Below are 21118 nucleotides of genomic sequence, written 5' to 3' on the forward strand. Positions count from 1 at the left end.
GCACCCGCGGCGCGCCCTAGGCTTCCGGTGTGCCCGAGATCGAGTTCGCCACCACGCTGGTCACGCTCGACCTGGTGGGCATCTTCGTCTTCGCGGTGACCGGGGCTCTCGTCGCTGTCCGGAAGAACCTGGACATCTTCGCCGCGCTCGTCCTGGCCGGCGTGACCGGGCTCGGTGGTGGCTTCATCCGCGACGTGCTCATCGACGCCACCCCGCCGGCGGCGCTGACCGACTGGCGCTACCTCCTGGTCCCCGTCGCGGCCGGCCTGCTGACCTTTGCCTTCCACCCGGCCATCGGGCGGCTCGAGCGTCTGGTCACGGTCTTCGACGCCGTCGGCCTCGCGCTCTTCTGCGTCACGGGGGCCCTCAAGGCGGTCGAGTACGGGCTCGGGCCGGTGCCTGCCGCGCTGATGGGGATGGTCACCGCCATCGGTGGCGGGATGATGCGCGACGTGCTCGCCGGTCACGTCCCGGTGGTCTTCGAGGGCAACCTCTACGCCACGCCCGCCCTGTCCGGCGCCGTCGTCGCCGTGCTCCTCGACCGGACCGACCTGCCGGTCATGGTGGTGGCGGCGGCCGGGTTCTCCACTTGCCTGGTCTGGCGGCTCATGGCGCTCGTGCGCGGCTGGAGCGCGCCCCTTCCCCGGGGCCCCGCCAACGTCTGAGCGGTCCTCAGTCGCCCAGGACGCGGCGCAGGTAGGCGTTGGCAAAGACGCGGTCGGGGTCGAGGCGGTCGCGCAGCGCGAGGAAGTCGTCGAACCGGTCGTAGACCGGGGCCAGGTCCGCGGCGGTGCGGGTGTGGACCTTGCCCCAGTGGGGACGCCCACCGGCAGCGCGCAGGACCGGCTCGAGCCCTCCGAAGTAGGCCGTGTGGTCGGTGTCGGCCGGCACGTGGAAGGCGAGGTAGAGGCTGTCGCGGCCGTGGGCGGTCGACAGAGCGACGTCGTCGGCCCGGGCGGTGCGCACCTCGACGGGGAAGGCGATCCGCCAGTCGCTGGCATCGATCACCCGGCGGCACTCGCGCAGCACGTCGAGCCCCACCTCGCGCGGGACGGCGTACTCCATCTCCCGGAACCGCACCCGTCGCGGCGTCACGAACACGCGGTGGGCGAGGTCGCTGTAGCGGCGCTCGGACAGCGCGCGCCCGGCGACCCGGTTGATCCGCGGGACCAGGGCCGGGGCGCGGGACCCCACCCGGCACAGGGCGCCGAAGACCGAGTTGGACACGAGCTCGTCCTCCCACCACGCCGCGACACGCGACGGGGGCTGCTGCTCGCCGGGCTCGAGGTCGGTGCGGACGTTCTGCTTGACCATGAGGCGGTCGGTGTGGGGGAACCAGTACAGGTCGAGATGGTGCGAGTCCGCCTCCATCTCGTCGTACGACGCCAGCCCCTCGTCCCACGTCATCGGCTGCTCGTGGGCCTCGACGACGAAGAGCGGCTCGACGTGGAAGGTCAGGCTGGTCAGGATGCCCAGCGCGCCGAGGCCGACCCGAGCGAGGTCGAAGACGTCGGGGTTCTCCGTGGCGGAGACGCGCTGCACCTCGCCGGTGCCGGTGACCAGCTCGAGGCCGGCGAGCTGCGCGGCCAGGCCGGCCGCGACGCCGCCGGTGCCGTGCGTGCCGGTGGAGGTGGCGCCCGCCAGGGTCTGCTCGGCGATGTCACCCATGTTGTGCAGCGACAGGCCGAGGCGCTCGAGGGCGAGGTTCAGGTCCTTGAGCGGCGTGCCGGCGCGGGCGGTCACCGTCATCGCGTCGCGGTCGACGGCGAGGATCCCGGTGAGCGCCTCCGGGCGCAGCAGCGTGTGCTCGGGCGCGGCGATCGCGGTGAAGCTGTGCCCGGTGCCGGTCATCTTGACCGTGGTGCCGCCCTCGCGGGCACGGCGCACGGCCTCCACGACCGACTCGACGGACCCGGGGGTCTCGACGTGGCGTGGGACCGCCTCCTCGAGGCCGGACCAGTTGCGCCAGAGGTGACCGTGGACAGCGGAGCTCATGTGCGCAGACTAGGCGCCGGACGGGCCGCCTGCGCGGCAAGCGCACCGAGCAACCCGCCGACCAGCGCCACCGCGTACGCCACGGACGCACCGCTGTGGTCGACGACGAGCCCGGCGACGCTCGCGCCCGGGGCGACGCCGGCGACGATGCCGGTGTGGAGGATCGCCATGCCCTCGGTGAGGCGGCCGGCCGGGACGCCCTGCTCGACCATCGTCATCGCGGCGATCATGGTGGGCGCGATCGCGAGGCCGCCGACGAGCAGCACGACGGCCATCAGCGGGACGGAGTCGACGAGCATCAGCGGCGCCATGGCCAGCGCCATCGCAGCGGAGCCCCACCGCAACCGGACGTCGGGGCCGCTGCGCCAGGCGATCGCGCCGGTCACCAGCCCGGCGACGAGGCTGCCGAGGGACCAGGCCGCGAGCAGCCACCCGGCGACCCACCGCTGGCCCTGCTCCTCGGCGAACGCGACCGTGGTGACCTCGGCGGCCCCGAAGAGGGCGCCGAGGGTCAGGCAGACCAGGGCCAGCGTGAGGACGAGCCGCCAGGGCATCGCCGGCCGGACCGCGGCGGGGGCGCTGCGTCCGGCGGGCGGTTCGGTGCGTCGCTGCGCCGCGAACACGAAGGTGCCGACAACGCCGCTGACCAGCGCGGCGGTCAGGCCCGCGACCGGGTGCCAGCTGGTCGCCAGCAGGGTGACCAGCACGGGGCCGACCACGAAGACGACCTCGTCGAGCACCGCCTCGAGGGCGAAGGCCGTCTGCTTCTCGGCCGGGTCGTCGAGGAGGTGGGACCAGCGGGTGCGGACGCTGGCGCCGACCTGGGGGAGCGCCGCGCCGGCGACGGCCGCGAAGACGTAGGTCCAGGCCCGCGGCCAGTCCTGCTCGACGGCGAGCATCATCAGCGCGAGGCCCACCCCGAACACCGAGATGGCCAGCGGGAGGACGCGCGACTGGCCGTAGTGGTCGACCCAGCGGCCGTGCAGCACCGCGAAGGCCGCCTCGGCCAGCACGAACACTGCGGAGACCGTCCCGGCCAACCCGTAGGAGCCGGTTCGCTCCTCGACGAGCAGCACGATGCCGAGCCCGACCATGGAGATCGGCAGCCGGGCGACGAGGGCGGCGCTGCTGAAGGCGAACGCTCCCGGTCGTGCCAGCACCCGGCGGTAGGAGTCGAGCACGAGCGGCATGGTAGGCCGCTCTACTCTGGCTGCATGAATCCTGCGGGTCACCCCGACGTGAAGCCGTACGACGCCCTCCTGGTCCTCTCCTTCGGGGGTCCTGAGAAGCCCGAGGACGTGGTGCCGTTCCTGGAGAACGTGACCCGCGGCCGGGGGATCCCGCGCGAACGCCTCGAGCAGGTGGGGGAGCACTACTTCCTGTTCGGCGGGCGGAGTCCGATCAACGACCAGAACCGCGCGTTGATCGCGGCGCTGGAGAAGGACCTCGCCGACCAGGGCATCGACCTGCCGGTCTACTTCGGCAACCGCAACTGGGACCCGTACCTCGCCGACACGCTCGCGCAGATGACCGCCGACGGCGTCCAGCGGGCCGCGGTCTTCGCCACGTCGGCGTACTCCTCGTGGTCGTCGTGCCGGCAGTACCGCGAGAACCTGTGGGACGCGGTCGAGCAGACCGAGGGCGCGCCGCGCCTCGACAAGCTGCGGCAGTACTACAACCACCCCGGCTTCCTGGAGCCCGTCGTCGACGCGTGCCTCGCCGCGCTCGCCGAGCTGCCCACCAACGGCGAGGCGGCCCACCTGGTCTTCGTGACCCACTCGATCCCGACCGCCATGGCCGAGACCAGCGGCGCGCCGCCGGAGTCCGAGGCGCAGCCGCGCAAGGCCTACGTCAAGCAGCACCGCAGCGCCGTCGACGAGGTGGCGGGCCGGGTGCGCGCAGCCACGGGGCGGGCCCACCGGCACGACCTCGTCTACTGCTCCCGCTCGGGGGCACCCTCGACGCCGTGGCTCGAGCCCGACGTCAACGACCATCTCGAGGAGCTCGCCAGCGACGGCGTGAGCCAGGTGGTGATGGTGCCGATCGGCTTCGTGTCCGACCACATGGAGGTCATCTACGACCTCGACACCGAGGCGATGGCCACCGCCGAGCGGCTCGGCATGCGCGCGGTGCGTGCCGCGACGTCGGGGACGGACAGGCGCTTCGTGGAGATGATCCGCGACCTGGTGCTGGAGCGCGCCGCTGCGGAGCGTGGCGAGGCGCCGGTGCGCCCGGCGGTCGGTTCGATGCCGGCTGGTCCAGACGTCTGCGGGGCGGGTTGCTGCCCCAACCCGCGTGGTCCGCGCCCGGCGCTCTGCGGGCTCGACTCGTGACGGTCGCCCCCTCCGACGCGCCGGAGGACCTACGCGAGCTCGCGCGCGCTCTCGCCCACGAGGGCGCGGGCCTGGCGCGTGAGATGCGTCGCGGCGGGATCGACGTCGCCGACACCAAGACGAGTGCCGTCGACGTGGTCACCGAGGCGGACCGGGCGGTCGAGGAGCTGCTGCGCTCGCGCATCGTCGCGCAGCGTCCCGACGACGCCATCCTGGGGGAGGAGGGCGACGACCGCCCCGGCACCTCGGGCGTGCGGTGGGTCCTCGACCCGATCGACGGGACCGTCAACTACCTCTACGGCCTGCCGGACTGTGCAGTGTCGGTGGCGGCGGAGGTCGACGGCCGGGTGGTCGCGGGCGCCGTGGTCACGATCCCGACGGGTGTGGAGTACGCCGCGGCGCTCGGGCACGGCGCAACGCGTGACGGCCTTCCGATCTCCGTCCGGCCGTCGCCGCCCCTGGCCGAGCGGCTGGTGCTCACGGGCTTCGGCTACCAGCGCGAGGTGCGCGAGCACCAGGCCGGCTGCATCGCAGCGCTGCTGCCCGAGGTCCGCGACATCCGCCGGATGGGCTCCTGCGCCCTCGACCTGTGCCATGTGGCGGACGGGAGCGGCGACGGCTACGTCGAGGCCGGTCCGCAGGCGTGGGACTGGTCCGCGGGCGGCCTCGTGCTGAGCGAGGCCGGCGGCCGCTTCGAGCTCCTCGAGGGCACCTTCACGCTGGGTTCGCACCCGACCCGCAACGTGGTGGTGGGCGCCCCGGCAGACGGGTGGGACGAATTCGTCGCAGCGCTCGCCGCGGCCGGCTTCCTCGCCTGACCGCCCGCCCGTGGGGGTAGGGTGCGGCCGCCTGCCGGCGAGGGAATACAGAGACGTCACCCACTGTTCAGGCGACACGTTGCGGACCGGCTCACCACGGAACCGGTTCATGGTGCACAATCTGGCGCCGACGACGCGCACAAACGGGACGTACCGCCGCGATCCGGCGGAACGGGTCCCACAGCATGGGGAGAGGTAACCGATGGCCACCGACTACGACGCACCACGCAAGTCCGAGGAGGACCAGAGCGAGGAGAGCATCGAGGAGCTCAAGGCCCGACGTCACGACAAGAACTCCGGCAAGGTCGACGAGGACGAGACCGAGGCCGCTGAGTCCTTTGAGCTCCCGGGTGCCGACCTCTCGCACGAGGAGCTTGCTGTCGAGGTCATGCCTCGACAGGACGACGAGTTCACCTGCATGAGCTGCTTCCTGGTTCACCACCGGTCGCAGCTGGCCGATGAGAAGAAGCTCATCTGCCGCGACTGCATCTGAGCCTGGCACCCCGACTCTCCGAACGCGACCGCGCCCGTTCCTCCCTGTGAGGGGCGGGCGCTTCGTCGTGTGCGGCGCCCCGACCCGGGGCCCGACCTCGTGCACACAGCCTCCCCCGACACTCGCCCGTGAGGCGGTCAGAGACTCACTGGCCAGTCGCCGGACCGGGGGAGCCCGCGCGGGGTTGAGTCGCCCAGAGACTCACTGGCCAGTCGACGGCGGGCCAGTGGACGGCTGGAGCGGGCTCAGGGGATTCGAGGCTGTCGCCTTCGGCGCCCAGGGGCGGGACAGCGCGCCACAATCGCCGGCGCGCTACGACGGGAAGGGCACGGTTCGGAGCCTCGGGCGGACGTGCCTCGAGGCATCTCCGGCTGGAGCCCGGTCGGCCCGGGGTCAGGCCTGGCCCGCGGGGGCCTTCGAGGCGTCCTGGCCGTCCTTCTCCAGCTGCGGGGGGAGGTGGCCGGTCGACTTGGCGTAGTAGTGAGCGGCGCGACGGCTGGCGAGCATGCGCGCCACCCCGATCAGGGTGCCGCTGATGGCGGCCCACATGACGGCCTCGCCGATGCTGACGTCGGGGTCGGCAGGGTTCTCGGGCGGGTTCTTGCCGGTGGCTGCCCGCCAGGAGGTGTTGAGGCCCTTCTTGGCCAGGGCTGCCGCGCCGAGGGCAGCAACGAGGGAGAACGCGGAGTAGAGCTTGGAGCTGTCCGTGGATGAAGAGGCCATGAAACTCACCCTACCCAGCAGTTCGCTCGGTCCGCCCCGCCTCCAGGGCTGAGACGAGCGCGTCCGGCCGGCGGGAGCTGACCAGCCAGTACGGCGTCGGGTCGGCCGGGTCGGCGATGTCCACCCGAACGCCGCGCTTGAGGTAGGGGCGCAGCAGGAGGTACGCCCGGGCGTCGGCCTCGACGCCTGCCTGGCGTCGTACGCCGTCCGCGTCGAGGGCCGTCACACGACCCACCAGGTGCAGCGGGATGTGCGCCCGACCGGCCCGGAAGGTCGAGTCGTCCACGGACACCCGGGGACGCCCGTAGCCCACGAGCAGGGCGACCAGGACGGCCATCGCGACGGCGGTCACGGACCAGGCGACGACCTCGGGAGTGGCAGCGAGGACGGCCAGCCACAGGGACGCCACGAACATCGTGCCCTGCACCCACCAGCGCAGCGGAACGGTGAGGCGTTCGGCGTAGTCCACGGCGCAGAGCCTATAGATTCCCTCCTCGTGCCCGACCACGACCCGACCCCTGACCTGGACATCGCCGTCGTCCGCCTCGACCCGGACCTGCCGCTGCCGTCGTACGCGCACCCGGGCGACGCGGGCGCCGACCTGCACACGACCGTCGACGTCCACCTCGCGCCGGGCGAGCGCGCCCTCGTGCCCACCGGCATCGGGATCGCGCTGCCGGACGGCTACGTCGCCCTGGTGCACCCGCGGTCGGGCCTCGCGGCGCGCCACGGCCTGTCGATCGTCAACACCCCGGGCACGGTCGACGCGGGCTACCGCGGCGAGATCAAGGTGCTGCTCATCAACCACGACCCCGTCGAGGCGGTGACCCTCAGCCGCGGCGACCGGATCGCCCAGCTCGTGGTCCAGCGGTTCGAGCGGGCGCGGTTCGTCGAGGTGGGGGTGCTGCCCGAGTCGGTCCGGGGCGCCGGGGGCTACGGTTCTACAGGTACCGGTTCGCGTCCTTGAGCCGGAACGCGTTCGCAGGAGCGCTGATCGAAGGAGTGCTGACGTGAAGTTCCGCCGCAAGGCAGACACGACCCCGACGACCGCGGACGGCTCCGCAGAGGACGCCACCAGCGGCCCGGCTGCCGGCACCGGCCCGTTCGACGTGTCCCAGGTCGAGGGCGACGGCATCGACCGGGCCGACCTCGGCTCGGTCCTCGTGCCCCCGATCGCCGACCGCGAGCTCCGGCTGCAGGTCGACGAGCAGAGCGGCCAGGTCCGGGCGGTCATGCTGGCCGGTTCCGACGGCGCCTGCGAGTTCCAGGCCTTCGCGGCCCCCCGCAACGGTGACCTGTGGTCCGAGGTCCGCCCGCAGATCGCTGCCGACATGGAGCGGCGCGGCGGCCAGGCCACCGAGCGCGAGGGCCGCTGGGGCACCGAGCTGGTCTGCCAGATGCCGGTGCAGCGCCCCGACGGGACGACCGCGACCCAGCCCTCGCGCGTCATCGGCGTCAACGGCGAGCGGTGGATGCTGCGCGCCTCCTTCCTCGGCAAGCCGGCCGTCGACCCCGACTCCACCTCCGACTGGGAGGACGCGCTCGCCCAGATCGTCGTACGACGCGGTGACCAGGCGATGCCAGTGGGCGAGCCGCTGCCGGTCACGCTGCCGGACGACGCCCGCCGGGTCAGGTGACCCCATGGCCGAGAAGAGCCGGTTGCGCCAGGCGCTCTCCCGCTGGGCGGACAGCTCCGAGGCCCACCAGCGCGACCTGCGCCAGTCGCACGCGACCGACGAGGCCCTCGCCATCGCCGACGCTCCCGAGCGCGAGCACGTCGTCGTCAACGGCGTGCTGCGCACGGTCACGCTGCGCCCCCGGGGCGGCGTACCGGCCCTCGAGGCCGAGCTCGACGACGGCTCCGGCGTCATCACCGTGGTGTGGCTCGGGCGCCGGCGCATCACCGGCGTCGACCCCGGACGGTCGGTGACCGTCGCCGGCTGCATCGGACGCCAGAGCGACGTACCGATCATGTTCAACCCGCGTTACGAGCTGCGCCCGTGACCGAGCCCAGCCAGCCCTCGGGCCAGCCCACCAGCCATCCCACCAGCAGGCCCGGCGAGCAGCTCGGGGGCGCCCCCTCCACCGACACGGTCGAGGCCGTCGTGCGCGGCCAGCTCGCCAAGGCGCTCGGCGGGCGACGCGGCATGGCCGAGGCGGCCGTGCCGACCATCCTGTTCACCGTCACCTGGCTGACGATGAGCAACCTCAACCTCGCGCTGTCGGTCAGCATCGGCGCGGCGCTCGTGCTGCTGGTCGTCCGGCTCGTGCAGCGCTCGACGGTCCAGTTCGTCCTCAACGCGCTCTTCGGCATCGGGATCGGGTGGTACTTCGTCCACCGCGCCGCCCAGGCCGGTGGCTCCGAGCAGGAGCAGGCGCTCGCCTACTTCCTGCCCGGGCTGCTCTACAACGGCGGGTACGCCGTCGTGCTGGCGTTCACGTGCCTGATCGGCTGGCCGCTGGTCGGCTTCATGGTCGGCAGCATCACCGGCGACCCGACCGCATGGCACAAGGACAAGCAGATCGTGAAGCTGTGCAGCCGGCTCACCTGGCTTCTCGTCGCACCGTGCCTGCTGCGCGTGGCCGTGCAGGCGCCGATCTGGCTGGCCGGCAACTCGGGCTCGATGGACCCCGACACCGCGGTGGCCGCCCTCGGCGTGCTCAAGATCGCCCTCGGCTGGCCGCTCCAGCTCGCGGCGCTCGCGTCGATGATCTGGCTGCTCTCGCGCAACCGCACCCCCGTCGAGCCGGACGCCGCGCCCGCCTGACCGACGGCCTGACCGACGACGGTCGGGGCTCAGCCCGGGTGGTGGCCGGGGGAGAGCAGGTGCTCGAGCTCGGCTTCCACCTCGGCCGGTACGACGAACAGCAGTTCGTCGCCCGACTCCAGCGGCTGCTCGGCCTCGGGGGTGTAGACCTGCCCGTCGCGCAGGATCGTCACCAGCGCGCAGTTGTCGGGGAACGGCACCAGACCGGCTGGCGTACCGACGTAGGGCGAGTCGGCCGAGAGGGTCAGCTCGACCAGGTTGGCGTTGCCCTGCCGGAACGTGAACAGCCGCACGAGGTCGCCGATCGAGACGGCCTCCTCCACGAGCGCGGACATGATGCGCGGGGTGGAGACGTTGACGTCCACGCCCCAGGCCTCGGTGAAGAGCCACTCGTTGTTGGGGTGGTTGACCCGCCCGACGGTGCGCGGGACGCCGAACTCGGTCTTCGCCAGCAGCGAGGTGACGAGGTTGGCCTTGTCGTCGCCGGTCGCGGCGATGACCACGTCGCACTTGCCCAGCTGGGCCTCGGCCAGGGAGGACAGCTCGCACGAGTCGGCGAGCAGCCACTCAGCGTTCGGGACCCGCTCGGGGCGGATCGCGGAGGGGCTCTTGTCGATGAGCAGGATCTGGTGACCGTTCTCGATCAGCTCGCGGGCGATCGATCGACCCACGGCTCCGGCTCCGGCGATGGCGACGCGCATGTCTCAGGTGTTCCTTCAGTCGTCTTCGGGGCCGGACTCGAGCACGGCGTAGGCGTGGGCGGCGTTCTCCTCGCGGATCACGATGTGCAGCATGTCGCCCTCCTGGAGCACCGTCTCCCGGGTGGGCAGCATGCCCTCGCCGAGGCGGTCGATCCACGCGATCCGGCTGCGCGACTGCATCTGGAACTCGACCGTGCGGTTGCCGACCCAGACCTCGGGGACGGGGATGTGGTCGACCCGGATGGTGCCGGACGGGTCGCGGAAGTCGGGCTCGGCGCCGGCGGGCAGGATCCGGCGCAGCACCTGGTCGGCCGTCCACTTGACCGTCGCGACGGTGGTGATGCCGAGGCGCTGGTAGACCTCGGCGCGACCGGGGTCGTAGATGCGGGCGACGACCTGCTGGAGACCGAAGGTCTCCCGCGCGACGCGCGCCGCGATGATGTTGGAGTTGTCACCACTGGAGACCGCGGCGAAGGCGTCGGCGCGGCGGATGCCGGCCTTCTCCAGCACCTGCTGGTCGAAGCCGTAGCCCGTGATCTTGTCGCCGTTGAACTCCGGGCCGAGGCGCCGGAACGCATCAGGCTCGCTGTCGATGACGGACACGGTGTGGTTGCGGTCCTCGAGGCTACGGGCAAGCGTCGAACCGACGCGGCCACAACCCATGATCACGACGTGCACGCCAGAACCGTATCCCAGCGGGGATATCTGTAGCTGCGGGTCTAGGCTCGCGCCCGTGAGTGTCGGCGACGTGTCCAAGCGGATCCTGCTGGGTCGCAAGCTCCGCAGCAGCCAGCTGGGGGAGACGCTGCTCCCCAAGCGGATCGCCCTGCCGGTGTTCGCCAGCGACGCGCTGTCCTCGGTGGCGTACGCGCCCGACGAGATCTTCATCATGCTCGCCGTCGCCGGCGCGTCGACCTACGTCTGGTCGTGGAAGATCGGCCTCGCGGTGGCCCTGGTGATGCTCACGGTCGTCGCGAGCTACCGCCAGACCGTGCACGCCTACCCCTCGGGCGGCGGCGACTACGAGGTGGCCACGGTCAACCTCGGCCGCAACGCCGGGGTGACGGTCGCGAGCGCGCTGCTCGTCGACTACGTGCTCACGGTCGCGGTGTCGATCTCGTCGGCAGCGCAGTACGCCGCCGGGGCCGTCAACGGGCTCATCGGCCACGAGGCGACGGTCGCGGTCGTCGCGGTCGTCCTCCTGACGGCGATGAACCTGCGCGGCGTGCGGGAGTCCGGGGCGTTCTTCGCCGTGCCGACCTACCTGTTCATGTTCGCCATCCTCGGCATGTGCGCCTACGGCGTGATGCGCCTGCTGGCCGGCGACCTCCCCGAGGCGGAGAGCGCCCACCTCCTCATCGTCCCCCAGCCCGGGTGGGAGGAGCCCCTCACCCAGATCGGGTTGATGTTCCTGCTCGCCCGTGCGTTCTCGTCGGGTTGTGCGGCCCTCACCGGCGTCGAGGCCATCAGCAACGGCGTACCCGCCTTCCGCAAGCCCAAGAGCCGCAACGCGGCGAGCACCCTGCTGCTGCTCGGCCTGATCGCGATCTCGATGATGCTCAGCGTCATCGTGCTGGCCAACCAGATGGCGATCCGATTCGTCGACCCGCACGAGCTGGACCGCCTGCGGACGGCGTCCGGCGACGCCCTGCCCGACGGCTACGAGCAGCACCCGGTGATCGCCCAGATCGCCGCGGGGGTCTTCGACCACTTCCCGCCGGGCTTCTACTTCGTGCTCACCGTCACCGGGATCATCCTCGTGCTGGCCGCCAACACGGCCTTCAACGGCTTCCCGGTGCTCGGGTCGATCCTCGCCCAGGACGGGCTGGCTCCCCGCTCGCTCGGCTCCCGCGGCGACCGTCTCGCCTACAGCAACGGCATCGTCTTCCTCGCGGCCATGTCGATCCTGCTGATCTGGATCTTCGACGCCGAGACGACCAAGCTCATCCAGCTCTACATCGTCGGCGTCTTCGTCTCCTTCAACCTCAGCCAGCTCGGCATGATCCGCCACTGGACCAGACACCTGCGCACCGAGCACGACCCGGCGGTGCGCCGTCGGATGATGCGGTCGCGGGCCATCAACACCTTCGGCCTCGGGTTGACCGCCGTCGTCCTGGTGATCGTGCTCATCACCAAGTTCCTCGCCGGGGCGTGGATCACGATCCTGGCGATGGGTTTCTTCTTCGTGCTCATGCAGGCCATCGGGCGCCACTACGCGCGCGTCGAGCTCGAGCTCGCGGCGGACGAGCAGGACAAGGTCATGCCGACCCGGGTCCACGCGATCGTGCTGGCCTCCAAGCTGCACAAGCCGACCCTGCGGGCGTTGGCCTTCGCCCGCGCCACCCGGCCCAACGTCCTCGAGGCGATCTACGTCAGCATCGACGCCAAGGCCACCAGCCGGCTGCTGGAGGAGTGGGACGACCGGAACCTCGACATCCCGCTCAAGGTCCTGCACTCGCCCTACCGCGAGGTCGTGCGTCCGATCGTGGAGTACACCCAGGAGATCCGGCGGGCCAGCCCGCGCGGCGTCGTGGCGGTCTACATCCCGGAGTACGTCGTCGGGCGCTGGTGGGAGCAGCTGCTCCACAACCAGACCGCGCTCCGGCTCAAGGGACGCCTGCTCTTCACCCCGGGTGTCATGGTCATCTCCGTGCCCTACCAGCTCCGGTCCTCCCAGGTCGCCGAGGAGCGTCGCCGCGACGAGGTCCGCGTGCACGCCGGCGACCTGCGCCGCGGCCGCGTCCACTCGCGCACCAACCGACAGATCGACGACGTATGAGCCCTCCGGCGCGCCGCCACAACCGTCCCCGTCGGGCCCGCGGTCGCTCGCGGGTGGGGGAGCGGTTCGAGGTCGAGGTAGGCCCCGTCGCCCACGGCGGGCACTGCGTCGCCCGGCTCCCCGAGCCGGAGTCCCGCGTCGTGTTCGTGCGACACGCCCTGCCGGGCGAGCAGATCGTCGTCGAGATCACCGAGGGCACCGACGGCGACCGGTTCTGGCGCGGTGACGCCGTCCGCGTCGACGTACCCTCCGCCGACCGTGTCGAGCCTCCGTGCCCCTACGCCGGCCCCGGTCTCTGCGGGGGCTGCGACTTCCAGCACGTCGCGCTCCCCGCGCAGCGCGACCTCAAGACGGCCGTGGTGCGCGAGCAGCTCGTGCGGCTCGGCCGCCTCGACGCGGAGTCGGACCTCGTGACCGGGCTGCACGTCGAAGCCGTGCCCGTCACGGGCCGTGACGACGACGGCCTGCGGTGGCGCACGCGCCAGCGGTACGCCGTCCTGCCGGACGGGCGTCCGGCCATGCGGGCCCACCGCTCGCACGAGCTCATCGCCGTCGACGACTGCCTGATCGCCGCCGAGGGCGCGCGCCCCGCCGACGCCACCAGCGCCGACAGCGGAGAGGTGGTCGAGGAGGGCGGAGAGCGGCCGTCACGAGACCCCGCCTCACACGACGTCACCATCGGCAGCCGCACCCACCCGTTCTCCGTCGCCTCCGACGGCTTCTGGCAGGTGCACCCCGAGGCGCCCCACGTCCTGGTCGGGACGGTGCTCGACCTGCTCGACCCGCAGCCGGGCGAGCGCGCGCTCGACCTCTACGCCGGCGTCGGGCTGTTCGCCCGGTTCGTCGGCGAGGCCACCGGCGCCCGGGTGGTGGCGGTGGAGGCCGACCGCACCGCGTGCCAGCACGCCCGGGCCAACCTGGCGGCGTTGAAGCCGGCGGCCGTCGAGTGCGGCCCGACCGACCGGGTGCTGCGCTCGGGCCTCGACGAGCCGTTCGACCTCGTCGTGCTCGACCCGCCCCGCGAGGGCGCCAAGCGCGTCGTCGTCGAGCAGGTCGTCGACCGCCGGCCTCGCGCGGTGGCGTACGTCGCCTGCGACCCCGCCGCGCTCGGCCGCGACGTCGCGATCTTCGCCGAGCACGGCTACCAGCTCACCGCCGTCCGGGCCTTCGACCTCTTCCCGATGACCCACCACGTCGAGTGCGTGGCGCTGCTGGAGAGAGTCGGCCCCGGCTCGCGGTGACGCGGAACTAGGATCGCGCGGTGCGTCTCGTCTCGGCAGTCCTCGGCTTCGTCCTGAGGAAGACGGGCACGCTGCTCGCGGTCGTCCTGTCCCTGTTCCTCGGCTTCCTGCTCGTCCAGGCAGCGGTCCCCGCGATCAAGGAGGCCGTGACCGACCGCGAGCGGCTGCAGCAGGTGGCTGCCGAACGAGAGACGCTCGAGGGGCACCTCGAACGGCTCACGGACGAGCTCGCCGAGGCGCAGCGCGAGGAGGTCGCGTCGCTGATGGGCACCGTCGACGCCGAGATCGACGAGCTGGACGACCAGGTGTCGGACCAGCGGTCCGAGGTCGAGGAGAAGCTCGAGGAGCGTGACGAGTGCAGTCGCCTCCGCGAGCTGGTCGAGGACCTGCCACTCGTCCCCAACACGTGCGACCTCAAGGAGCGTGCCGCTGAGACGGCGCAGGAGGCGCTGGACACGCTGGAGTCGAGCCTCGCCCGAGCCGAGGACAGTGCGGCGTTGCTGCGTGATCCCGACCTGACGCCCCAGGAGAAGCTCGACCGTCTCGGCGAGGGCGGTGGCCAGTCCGTCACGGAGCGGGAGATCGCGATCACGGAGTCGCAGGTCGACCAGAAGCAGGCGGAGGAGCGCAGCCTGGAGGAGGCCCAGGGATCGGGTGTCGGGTGGGTCGTCGACCAGTGGGCCCGGTCGTGGCGGTGGCTGGCCGTGCTCGCCCTGCTCGTGCTCGTCATGCCCGCCACCATCAAGACCCTCGGCTACTTCCTGCTCATGCCGGTGGTCCACCGCGCGCACCGGCCGATCCACCTGGCGGGCGGGTCGGACGCACCGGCGGGTGTCCTCCGCACCTCGCCCGCCGAGCGGACCTTGACGGTCGACCTCGGACCCGGCGAGGTCCTCTCCGCACGCTCGGAGCACGTGCGTCCGGTGCAGGGCCGCATCCGCAGCCACCTGCTCTACGACTGGTCGTCGCCGTTCATCAGCTATGCCGCCGGACTCTTCGGCCTGAGTCGCGTCACGGGCGACGAGCGCGTCACCACGGCGACGCTCTCCACGCCGGACGACCCGGACTCCTACCTGATGCGCATCGACTTCTCCGACCACCCCGGCCTGGTCATGCGCCCGAGGCACGTCGTGGGCGTGATCGGGACGCCGGAGCTCGAGACGCGATGGCGCTGGGGCATCCAGTCGTTCGCGACGTGGCAGGTGCGCTACATCCTGTTCTCCGGCACCGGCAGCCTGATCGTCCAGGGCAGCGGCGACGTCGTGGCGACGAGCCCCCAGGGCGGGACCACCCGGATGGAGCAGCACCTCGTGATGGGCTTCGACTCCCGGCTCCTGGTGGGCGTCAACCGGACCGAGGTGTTCTGGCCCTACCTGTGGGGTCGGACCCCCTTGGTGGACGACGAGTTCACCGGTTCGCACCCGCTCTTCTGGCAGAAGGCCAGCGCCGGGGGTCCCAGCAACCCGGTCGCCAAGGTGTTCGACGCCTTCTTCTCAGCACTCGGGAAGGTGCTGGGCTTCTGATCGTGGCAGGGTGACGACATGGCCACGTACGACGTGAACCCGGCGGCGGTCGCTCACGCGCGCAAGCTCATCGACGGCCGGCAGTACGTCCTCGACAGCGACTGGGGCCAGGTGCAGCCGCGGGCGGAGGACGAGAACGCCTACCTCGAGCGCCACTCGTGGGACGACTACGGGGCCTGGCACCTCGGCCTCACCGAGGGCGCCAACGACGGGACCAAGGCCCGCCACGCGTTCGTCTACGGCGACCTCCGGCGCGTCCACCGGTCCGCCCTGATCGCCTGCGTCTACCGAGCATCCGAGTGGCGGCACAAGGCCGTGGAGCTGGCCGCGCACGACCTGCTGCAACGGCTCGACCAGATGGCGGGGATCGACTGACGGGCTGCGTCAGCGGCGGGCAGCCACGAGGTCCGACAGCCCGTCGAGCGTCGCGTCTTGCTCGGTCGCGTCGACCACGGTCCACCCGAGCTGCGGGGCCGGGTCGAGCAGCTGGCACCGCCCCTCCAGCACCAGGTCGTCGCCGCCGCGCTCCTCGATGATGCGCGCGACGACGTCGTTGACCGGGGTCCTGGGGCGGCCATGGAGCCGGGAGAGCAGCGTCTCCGGCCCGACGTCGAGCACCACGGCGACGTACGACGCCCCTGCCGCCGCGGCGGCGGCCTCGAAGCGCTCGGCCTGGGCGGGGGTGACGATCAGCTGGGGCAGGACGACGTCGCGTCCGGTGCCGAGGTAGGCGGTCAGGAGGGCCAGGGCGGAGGCCCGCACCGCCTCGCCGGTGCCGACGAAGTCGTCCTCCCACCCCGACACCCAGGACCGCAGCTCGTCGATGTCGCACACGAGCGTGCCGGGGTGGCGGGCGGCGTACGCGCGGGCGAGGGTCGACTTGCCGACGCCCGAAGGTCCGTTGAGGTGGAGGAGCGTGGGCACCGCCGGAGCCTACGGCGGACGGGTCCGGACGGGTCCAGACGGGTGAGGACGCACGGACACGCGGCGACGTACGGTTGGTCCACCCCTCGACATCGTGTATCTTGACGTCGAGACAAGTTGACGCCGGAACTAAGGGTCGCCTGCCTTCCCGCACCTCAGGGTGCGACGGCAAGATGGAAGCGAACCCGCGAACTCCCGAGGAGATGTGGCTGATGGCCAGTCAGGACAGCTTCGGTGCCAAGGGCACCTTGGACGTGGACGGACAGTCCTACGAGATCTACCGACTCGACGCGGTCGAGGGCGAGGGCCTCGACGTCGAGAGCCTGCCCTTCTCGCTGAAGGTGCTGCTGGAGAACCTGCTCCGCACCGAGGACGGCGCGGACATCACCGCCGACCACATCAAGGCGATCGCCGGCTGGGACGCGAGCGCCGCGCCCGACCAGGAGATCCAGTTCACGCCCGCCCGCGTGATCATGCAGGACTTCACCGGCGTCCCCTGCGTCGTCGACCTCGCCACCATGCGCGAGGCCATGGCCGAGCTCGGCGGCGACGCCACGAAGATCAACCCGCTCGCGCCCGCCGAGATGGTCATCGACCACTCCGTGATCGCCGACGTCTTCGGCACGCCACAGGCATTCGAGCGCAACGTCGAGATCGAGTACGAGCGCAACCGCGAGCGCTACCAGTTCCTGCGCTGGGGTCAGGGCGCGTTCGACGACTTCAAGGTCGTCCCGCCCGGCACCGGCATCGTCCACCAGGTCAACATCGAGCACCTCGCCCGCGTGGTCATGGTGCGCGACGGCGTCGCCTACCCCGACACCTGTGTCGGCACCGACTCCCACACCACGATGGTCAACGGCATCGGCGTGGTCGGCTGGGGCGTCGGCGGCATCGAGGCCGAGGCCGCGATGCTGGGCCAGCCGGTGTCCATGTTGATCCCGCGCGTCGTGGGCTTCAAGCTGTCCGGCGAGCTGCCCGAGGGCTCCACCGCGACCGACCTGGTGCTGACCATCACCGAGATGCTGCGCGAGCACGGCGTGGTCGGCAAGTTCGTCGAGTTCTACGGCGAGGGCGTCTCCGCGTTGCCGCTCGCCAACCGCGCCACCATCGGCAACATGAGCCCGGAGTTCGGCTCGACCATCGCCGTCTTCCCGATCGACGACCAGACCGTCGACTACCTGCGCATGACGGGCCGCTCCGAGGAGCAGCTCGCGCTCGTCGAGGCGTACGCCAAGGAGCAGGGCCTCTGGCACGACCCGAGCGCCGAGCCGCGCTACAGCGAGCGCCTCGAGCTCGACGTCTCGACCGTCGTCCCCTCGCTCGCCGGTCCGAAGCGCCCGCAGGACCGTGTCGAGGTCTCCGTGGCCAAGGACTCGTTCCGCGCGGCGCTGAAGGACTACGTCGACGAGGGTGACAGCGACCCGGACGACGCCGCCGAGGCCACGGGCTACGACGAGGCGGTCGAGGAGTCCTTCCCGGCCTCCGACTCCCCGAGCCACGAGGGCGGCAACGGCAAGCCCGTGCACGCCGACGCCCCGCACGACGCCGGTCGTCCGACGAAGAAGACCACGGTCTCGCTCGACGGCCAGGAGGTCGAGATCGACCACGGCGCCGTCGTGATCGCTGCGATCACCTCGTGCACCAACACCTCCAACCCGAGCGTGATGATCGGTGCCGCGCTGCTGGCCAAGAACGCGGTCGAGAAGGGCCTGTCCCGCAAGCCGTGGGTCAAGACGTCGCTCGCCCCGGGCTCCAAGGTCGTCTCCGACTACTACGAGCGCTCGGGCCTCACGCCCTACCTCGACAAGCTCGGCTTCAACCTCGTCGGCTACGGCTGCACCACCTGCATCGGCAACTCCGGTCCGCTCATCCCCGAGGTGTCGGCCGCCGTCAACGAGGCGGACCTCGCGGTCGTCTCGGTGCTGTCCGGCAACCGCAACTTCGAGGGTCGGATCAACCCCGACGTGAAGATGAACTACCTCGCGTCCCCGCCGCTGGTCGTGGCCTACGCCCTCGCCGGCTCGATGGACGTCGACCTGTTCGGCGACCCGCTGGGGCAGGACACCGACGGCAACGACGTCTACCTCAAGGACATCTGGCCGAGCCCGCAGGAGGTCGAGGAGACGATTGCGCAGGCGATCACCTCCGACATGTTCACCTCCTCCTACGCCGATGTCTTCAAGGGCGACGAGCGCTGGCAGTCGCTGCCCACCCCGGAGGGCAACACCTTCGAGTGGGACGCCGAGTCGACCTACGTCCGCCGTCCTCCCTACTTCGACGGCATGCCGCAGGAGCCGGAGCCGGTCACCGACATCGTCGGCGCCCGCATCCTGCTCAAGCTGGGTGACTCGGTCACGACCGACCACATCAGCCCGGCCGGAGCCATCAAGAAGGACAGCCCCGCCGGCGCCTACCTCGCCGAGCACGGCGTCGAGCAGCGCGACTTCAACTCCTACGGCTCGCGCCGCGGCAACCACGAGGTCATGATCCGCGGCACGTTCGCCAACATCCGCCTGCGCAACCAGATCGCGCCGGGCACCGAGGGCGGCGTGACGAAGGACTTCACCAAGGACGGAGAGGTCACCAGCGTCTACGAGGCCAGCCAGAGCTACCAGGAGTCCGGCACCCCGCTGGTCGTCCTGGCCGGCAAGGAGTACGGCTCCGGCTCGTCGCGCGACTGGGCCGCCAAGGGCACCGCGCTGCTGGGCGTGAAGGCCGTCATCGCCGAGTCCTACGAGCGGATCCACCGCTCCAACCTCATCGGCATGGGCGTCATCCCGCTGCAGTTCCCCGACGGCAAGACCGCCGACGACCTGGGCCTCACCGGCGCCGAGATCATCTCGATCAGCGGCATCACCGAGCTCAACGACGGCACCACGCCGAAGACCGTCACGGTCAAGGTGGAGCCGGCTCCCGGCACCGACCAGGCGCACGGCGAGGCCAGCGAGTTCGAGGCCACCGTCCGCATCGACACCCCGGGCGAGGCCAACTACTACCGCAACGGCGGGATCATGCAGTACGTCCTGCGCAACCTGCTCAGGGGCTGACGCACCGCAGCGCCCGTCGCGAGACATCGACGGCCGTCGACCCCACGAGCGTGGGGCCGGCGGCCGTTCGTCGTTCGTCAGCCAACCGTCGGTAGCCTGACGCGGTGAGCGACGCCGACACCCCGCCCGGTCCTGCGCGCCCGGGGGAGCCCGAGCCGGCCGTCGACGGTCCGTCCGGGGTGGCGTACGACCCGCCTGAAGCGGCGTACGTGCCTGTCGAGGAGCAGCGGTCGAGTCGCCTGCCGCTCGTGCTGGCCACCGCCGCGTCGGCCCTGGTGCTCGGCGCCGCCCTGGTCGCGCCTCTCGTCGACCAGGCGATCCGGGGCGACGAACGGGCCCAGCGCGCCCTCGACCTGACGCTCGTCGAGACGTGGGAGATCACCGACCGCACGCACACGACGGACGACGTCGCCTATCCGCAGGACCCGCCTGCCGGCGGGGCGCACGCGCCGATCTGGCTGGCGTGCGGCGTCTACGACGAGCCGGTCCGCGACGAGAACGCCGTCCACGACCTCGAGCACGGCACCGTGTGGATCACCCACGATCCCGACCTCTCCGACGACGACCGGGCGACGCTGGCCGAGCAGCTGCCCGACAACGGCATCATGTCGCCCCGCGAGGGTCTGCCCTCGCCCGTCGTGGTGACGGTCTGGGGTGCGCAGCTCAGGCTCGACAGCGCCGACGACCGTCGGCTCGGACTCTTCCTGGAGGAGTACGGCGACGGGCACACGGCCCCCGAGTTCGGGGTCAGCTGCGAGGGCGGGACGCCGTCCCCGGACGGTTCGCTTCCGGAGCAGGGCACCGACGCCTGATCGGCCCCTCCTCGTACGCCCAGCCCGCGCCGGGGATCCCGCCGGCGAGCGCCGTCAGCGCGCCAGGAAGTCCAGCAGCGCCCGGTTGAACTCGTCGGCGTGGCTCACGTTGAAGCCGTGGGGCGCGTCCTGGACGACGACCAGCTCCGAGCCGGAGATCGCCTCGTGGGTGCGCCTGCCCGAGCCCTCGAACGGGACCGTGGCGTCGCTGTCGCCGTGGATGACGAGCGTCGGCACGGTCACCTGGGTGAGGTCGTCGCGGAAGTCCGTCGTGCCGAAGGCCTCCATGCACCCCAGCGCGGCCTTCTGGTCGCTCTGGTGGCACATCGCGATTGCCTCCTGGCGCTGCTCCTCGGTGACCTTGAGGTCGCCGCCGGCTGAGAAGAAGTCGCGGGTGAACCCGTCGAAGAACGTCGTCCGGTCCTCCTCGAGGCCCTTCGTCATCTCCGCGGCGGCCTCCTCGGTCAGGGGGCCGTCCGGGTTGTCGTCGCCCTTCAGCAGGTACGGCGGGACGGCGGCCGCGAAGACGACCGAGTGGAGCCGGTCCTGGCCATGGCGGGCGACGTAGCGTGCCACCTCGCCGCCACCCATCGAGAAGCCGACGAGGGTGACGTCGGTGAGCTCGAGCTCGGAGAGGATCCCGTCGAGGTCGTCGGCCAGCGTGTCGTAGTCGTAGCCCTTGGACGGCTTGTCGCTGCGCCCGAAGCCGCGGCGGTCGTACGCCACGACGCGGTAGCCGGCGGCGCTCAGGGGGCCCACCTGCTCGCTCCACGACTCGCCGGACAGGGGCCAGCCGTGGATGAGGACGACCGGGCGGCCGGAGCCGCCGGAGTCCTCGACGTGGACCTTGGTGGAGCTCAGCAGGCCGGAGCYTGCGGTGACGTCAGGCACGCGGTGTCCCTTCGTTGGGGCCCTCCGGGGGAGGGCCGGTCACTGGTGCTTCGAACGTAGGCACGGTTCC

Annotated in this window: 22 protein-coding genes; 14 read left to right on the plus strand and 8 right to left on the minus strand. The window is 71.7% G+C overall.

Annotation, left to right across the window (positions count from 1 at the left end; genetic code table 11):
* The first annotated feature begins 29 nt into the window (after window positions 1-29).
* Window positions 30-665, plus strand: a complete 636-nt coding sequence (locus tag AC1DP1_RS11880) for a trimeric intracellular cation channel family protein (protein ID WP_457192103.1) — start codon at window positions 30-32, stop codon at window positions 663-665.
* A 7-nt stretch (window positions 666-672) separates the two neighbouring features.
* Here AC1DP1_RS11880 and AC1DP1_RS11885 read toward each other — a convergent pair whose 3' ends face one another.
* Together AC1DP1_RS11885 and AC1DP1_RS11890 are read right to left on the minus strand one after the other, a co-directional pair.
* Window positions 673-1995, minus strand: coding sequence for a D-arabinono-1,4-lactone oxidase (locus AC1DP1_RS11885; RefSeq protein ID WP_477507030.1), 1323 nt, complete (start codon window positions 1993-1995; stop codon window positions 673-675).
* Window positions 1992-3185: an MFS transporter gene (locus AC1DP1_RS11890; protein WP_477507031.1), complete on the minus strand. Its 1194-nt coding sequence runs from the start codon at window positions 3183-3185 to the stop codon at window positions 1992-1994. The genes AC1DP1_RS11885 and AC1DP1_RS11890 overlap by 4 nt, the downstream gene beginning before the upstream one ends.
* Window positions 3186-3209: 24 nt before the next feature.
* Between AC1DP1_RS11890 and AC1DP1_RS11895 the strand changes: the two genes are divergently transcribed.
* From AC1DP1_RS11895 to AC1DP1_RS11905, 3 genes are all read left to right on the plus strand, one after another.
* A complete protein-coding gene (locus tag AC1DP1_RS11895) occupies window positions 3210-4328 on the plus strand; it encodes a ferrochelatase (RefSeq protein ID WP_477507032.1) in 1119 nt (372 codons plus the stop codon).
* Window positions 4325-5146, plus strand: a complete 822-nt coding sequence (locus tag AC1DP1_RS11900) for an inositol monophosphatase family protein (RefSeq protein WP_477507033.1) — start codon at window positions 4325-4327, stop codon at window positions 5144-5146. The genes AC1DP1_RS11895 and AC1DP1_RS11900 overlap by 4 nt, the downstream gene beginning before the upstream one ends.
* 202 nt (window positions 5147-5348) lie before the next feature.
* A complete protein-coding gene (locus AC1DP1_RS11905) occupies window positions 5349-5639 on the plus strand; it encodes a DUF4193 domain-containing protein (protein ID WP_056600397.1) in 291 nt (96 codons plus the stop codon).
* Window positions 5640-6032: 393 nt separating this feature from the next.
* Here the strand turns inward: AC1DP1_RS11905 and AC1DP1_RS11910 are convergent, their stop codons facing one another.
* Both AC1DP1_RS11910 and AC1DP1_RS11915 read right to left on the minus strand, forming a co-directional pair.
* Window positions 6033-6362 carry a DUF4235 domain-containing protein gene (locus AC1DP1_RS11910; protein ID WP_457192115.1) on the minus strand — a complete coding sequence of 110 codons (330 nt, stop codon included), beginning with the start codon at window positions 6360-6362 and terminating at the stop codon, window positions 6033-6035.
* Between the two features lie 10 nt (window positions 6363-6372).
* Window positions 6373-6831, minus strand: coding sequence for a DUF3093 domain-containing protein (locus tag AC1DP1_RS11915; RefSeq protein ID WP_477507034.1), 459 nt, complete (start codon window positions 6829-6831; stop codon window positions 6373-6375).
* 27 nt (window positions 6832-6858) lie between these two features.
* Here AC1DP1_RS11915 and dut point away from each other — a divergent pair, with 27 nt between their 5' ends.
* Genes dut through AC1DP1_RS11935 form a run of 4 tightly spaced genes read left to right on the plus strand, consistent with a single transcriptional unit; the run spans window position 6859 to window position 9130 of the window.
* On the plus strand, window positions 6859-7329 hold the full coding sequence (dut, locus tag AC1DP1_RS11920) for a dUTP diphosphatase (RefSeq protein ID WP_300053083.1): 471 nt from the start codon (window positions 6859-6861) through the stop codon (window positions 7327-7329).
* A gap of 43 nt (window positions 7330-7372) precedes the next feature.
* Window positions 7373-7999 carry a DUF3710 domain-containing protein gene (locus tag AC1DP1_RS11925; RefSeq protein ID WP_457192119.1) on the plus strand — a complete coding sequence of 209 codons (627 nt, stop codon included), beginning with the start codon at window positions 7373-7375 and terminating at the stop codon, window positions 7997-7999.
* Window positions 8000-8003: 4 nt separating this feature from the next.
* Window positions 8004-8366, plus strand: coding sequence for an OB-fold nucleic acid binding domain-containing protein (locus AC1DP1_RS11930; protein ID WP_477507035.1), 363 nt, complete (start codon window positions 8004-8006; stop codon window positions 8364-8366).
* A complete protein-coding gene (locus tag AC1DP1_RS11935) occupies window positions 8363-9130 on the plus strand; it encodes a DUF3159 domain-containing protein (protein ID WP_477507036.1) in 768 nt (255 codons plus the stop codon). Before AC1DP1_RS11930 ends, AC1DP1_RS11935 begins: the two co-directional genes overlap by 4 nt.
* 29 nt (window positions 9131-9159) lie before the next feature.
* Here the strand turns inward: AC1DP1_RS11935 and AC1DP1_RS11940 are convergent, their stop codons facing one another.
* Entirely contained in the window at window positions 9160-9831 is a 672-nt protein-coding gene (locus AC1DP1_RS11940; RefSeq protein ID WP_477507037.1) for a potassium channel family protein, read from the minus strand.
* 15 nt (window positions 9832-9846) lie between these two features.
* Window positions 9847-10509, minus strand: a complete 663-nt coding sequence (locus AC1DP1_RS11945; protein ID WP_457192127.1) for a potassium channel family protein — start codon at window positions 10507-10509, stop codon at window positions 9847-9849.
* Window positions 10510-10564: 55 nt separating this feature from the next.
* Between AC1DP1_RS11945 and AC1DP1_RS11950 the strand changes: the two genes are divergently transcribed.
* The 4 genes from AC1DP1_RS11950 to AC1DP1_RS11965 are packed head-to-tail and all read left to right on the plus strand — an operon-like array spanning window position 10565 to window position 15749.
* Window positions 10565-12610 carry an APC family permease gene (locus tag AC1DP1_RS11950; RefSeq protein WP_477507038.1) on the plus strand — a complete coding sequence of 682 codons (2046 nt, stop codon included), beginning with the start codon at window positions 10565-10567 and terminating at the stop codon, window positions 12608-12610.
* Window positions 12607-13851 carry a class I SAM-dependent RNA methyltransferase gene (locus AC1DP1_RS11955; protein WP_477507039.1) on the plus strand — a complete coding sequence of 415 codons (1245 nt, stop codon included), beginning with the start codon at window positions 12607-12609 and terminating at the stop codon, window positions 13849-13851. Before AC1DP1_RS11950 ends, AC1DP1_RS11955 begins: the two co-directional genes overlap by 4 nt.
* A gap of 20 nt (window positions 13852-13871) precedes the next feature.
* On the plus strand, window positions 13872-15374 hold the full coding sequence (locus AC1DP1_RS11960; RefSeq protein ID WP_477507040.1) for a hypothetical protein: 1503 nt from the start codon (window positions 13872-13874) through the stop codon (window positions 15372-15374).
* An 18-nt stretch (window positions 15375-15392) separates the two neighbouring features.
* Entirely contained in the window at window positions 15393-15749 is a 357-nt protein-coding gene (locus tag AC1DP1_RS11965) for a hypothetical protein (protein WP_457192135.1), read from the plus strand.
* Between the two features lie 9 nt (window positions 15750-15758).
* On the opposite strand, the gene AC1DP1_RS11970 is transcribed toward AC1DP1_RS11965, so the two are convergent.
* Window positions 15759-16298 (minus strand): AAA family ATPase, encoded by a 540-nt coding sequence (locus tag AC1DP1_RS11970; RefSeq protein ID WP_477507041.1) that lies wholly within the window; start codon window positions 16296-16298, stop codon window positions 15759-15761.
* A gap of 212 nt (window positions 16299-16510) precedes the next feature.
* Here AC1DP1_RS11970 and AC1DP1_RS11975 point away from each other — a divergent pair, with 212 nt between their 5' ends.
* Together AC1DP1_RS11975 and AC1DP1_RS11980 are read left to right on the plus strand one after the other, a co-directional pair.
* Window positions 16511-19345, plus strand: a complete 2835-nt coding sequence (locus AC1DP1_RS11975) for an aconitate hydratase (RefSeq protein WP_477507042.1) — start codon at window positions 16511-16513, stop codon at window positions 19343-19345.
* Between the two features lie 104 nt (window positions 19346-19449).
* Window positions 19450-20157 carry a DUF3105 domain-containing protein gene (locus AC1DP1_RS11980; RefSeq protein ID WP_477507043.1) on the plus strand — a complete coding sequence of 236 codons (708 nt, stop codon included), beginning with the start codon at window positions 19450-19452 and terminating at the stop codon, window positions 20155-20157.
* A gap of 54 nt (window positions 20158-20211) precedes the next feature.
* Here AC1DP1_RS11980 and AC1DP1_RS11985 read toward each other — a convergent pair whose 3' ends face one another.
* Window positions 20212-21048 (minus strand): alpha/beta fold hydrolase, encoded by an 837-nt coding sequence (locus AC1DP1_RS11985; protein ID WP_477507044.1) that lies wholly within the window; start codon window positions 21046-21048, stop codon window positions 20212-20214.
* Window positions 21049-21118: the final 70 nt, after the last annotated feature.

Source organism: Nocardioides sp. P4_G10 (genome assembly GCF_056401175.1).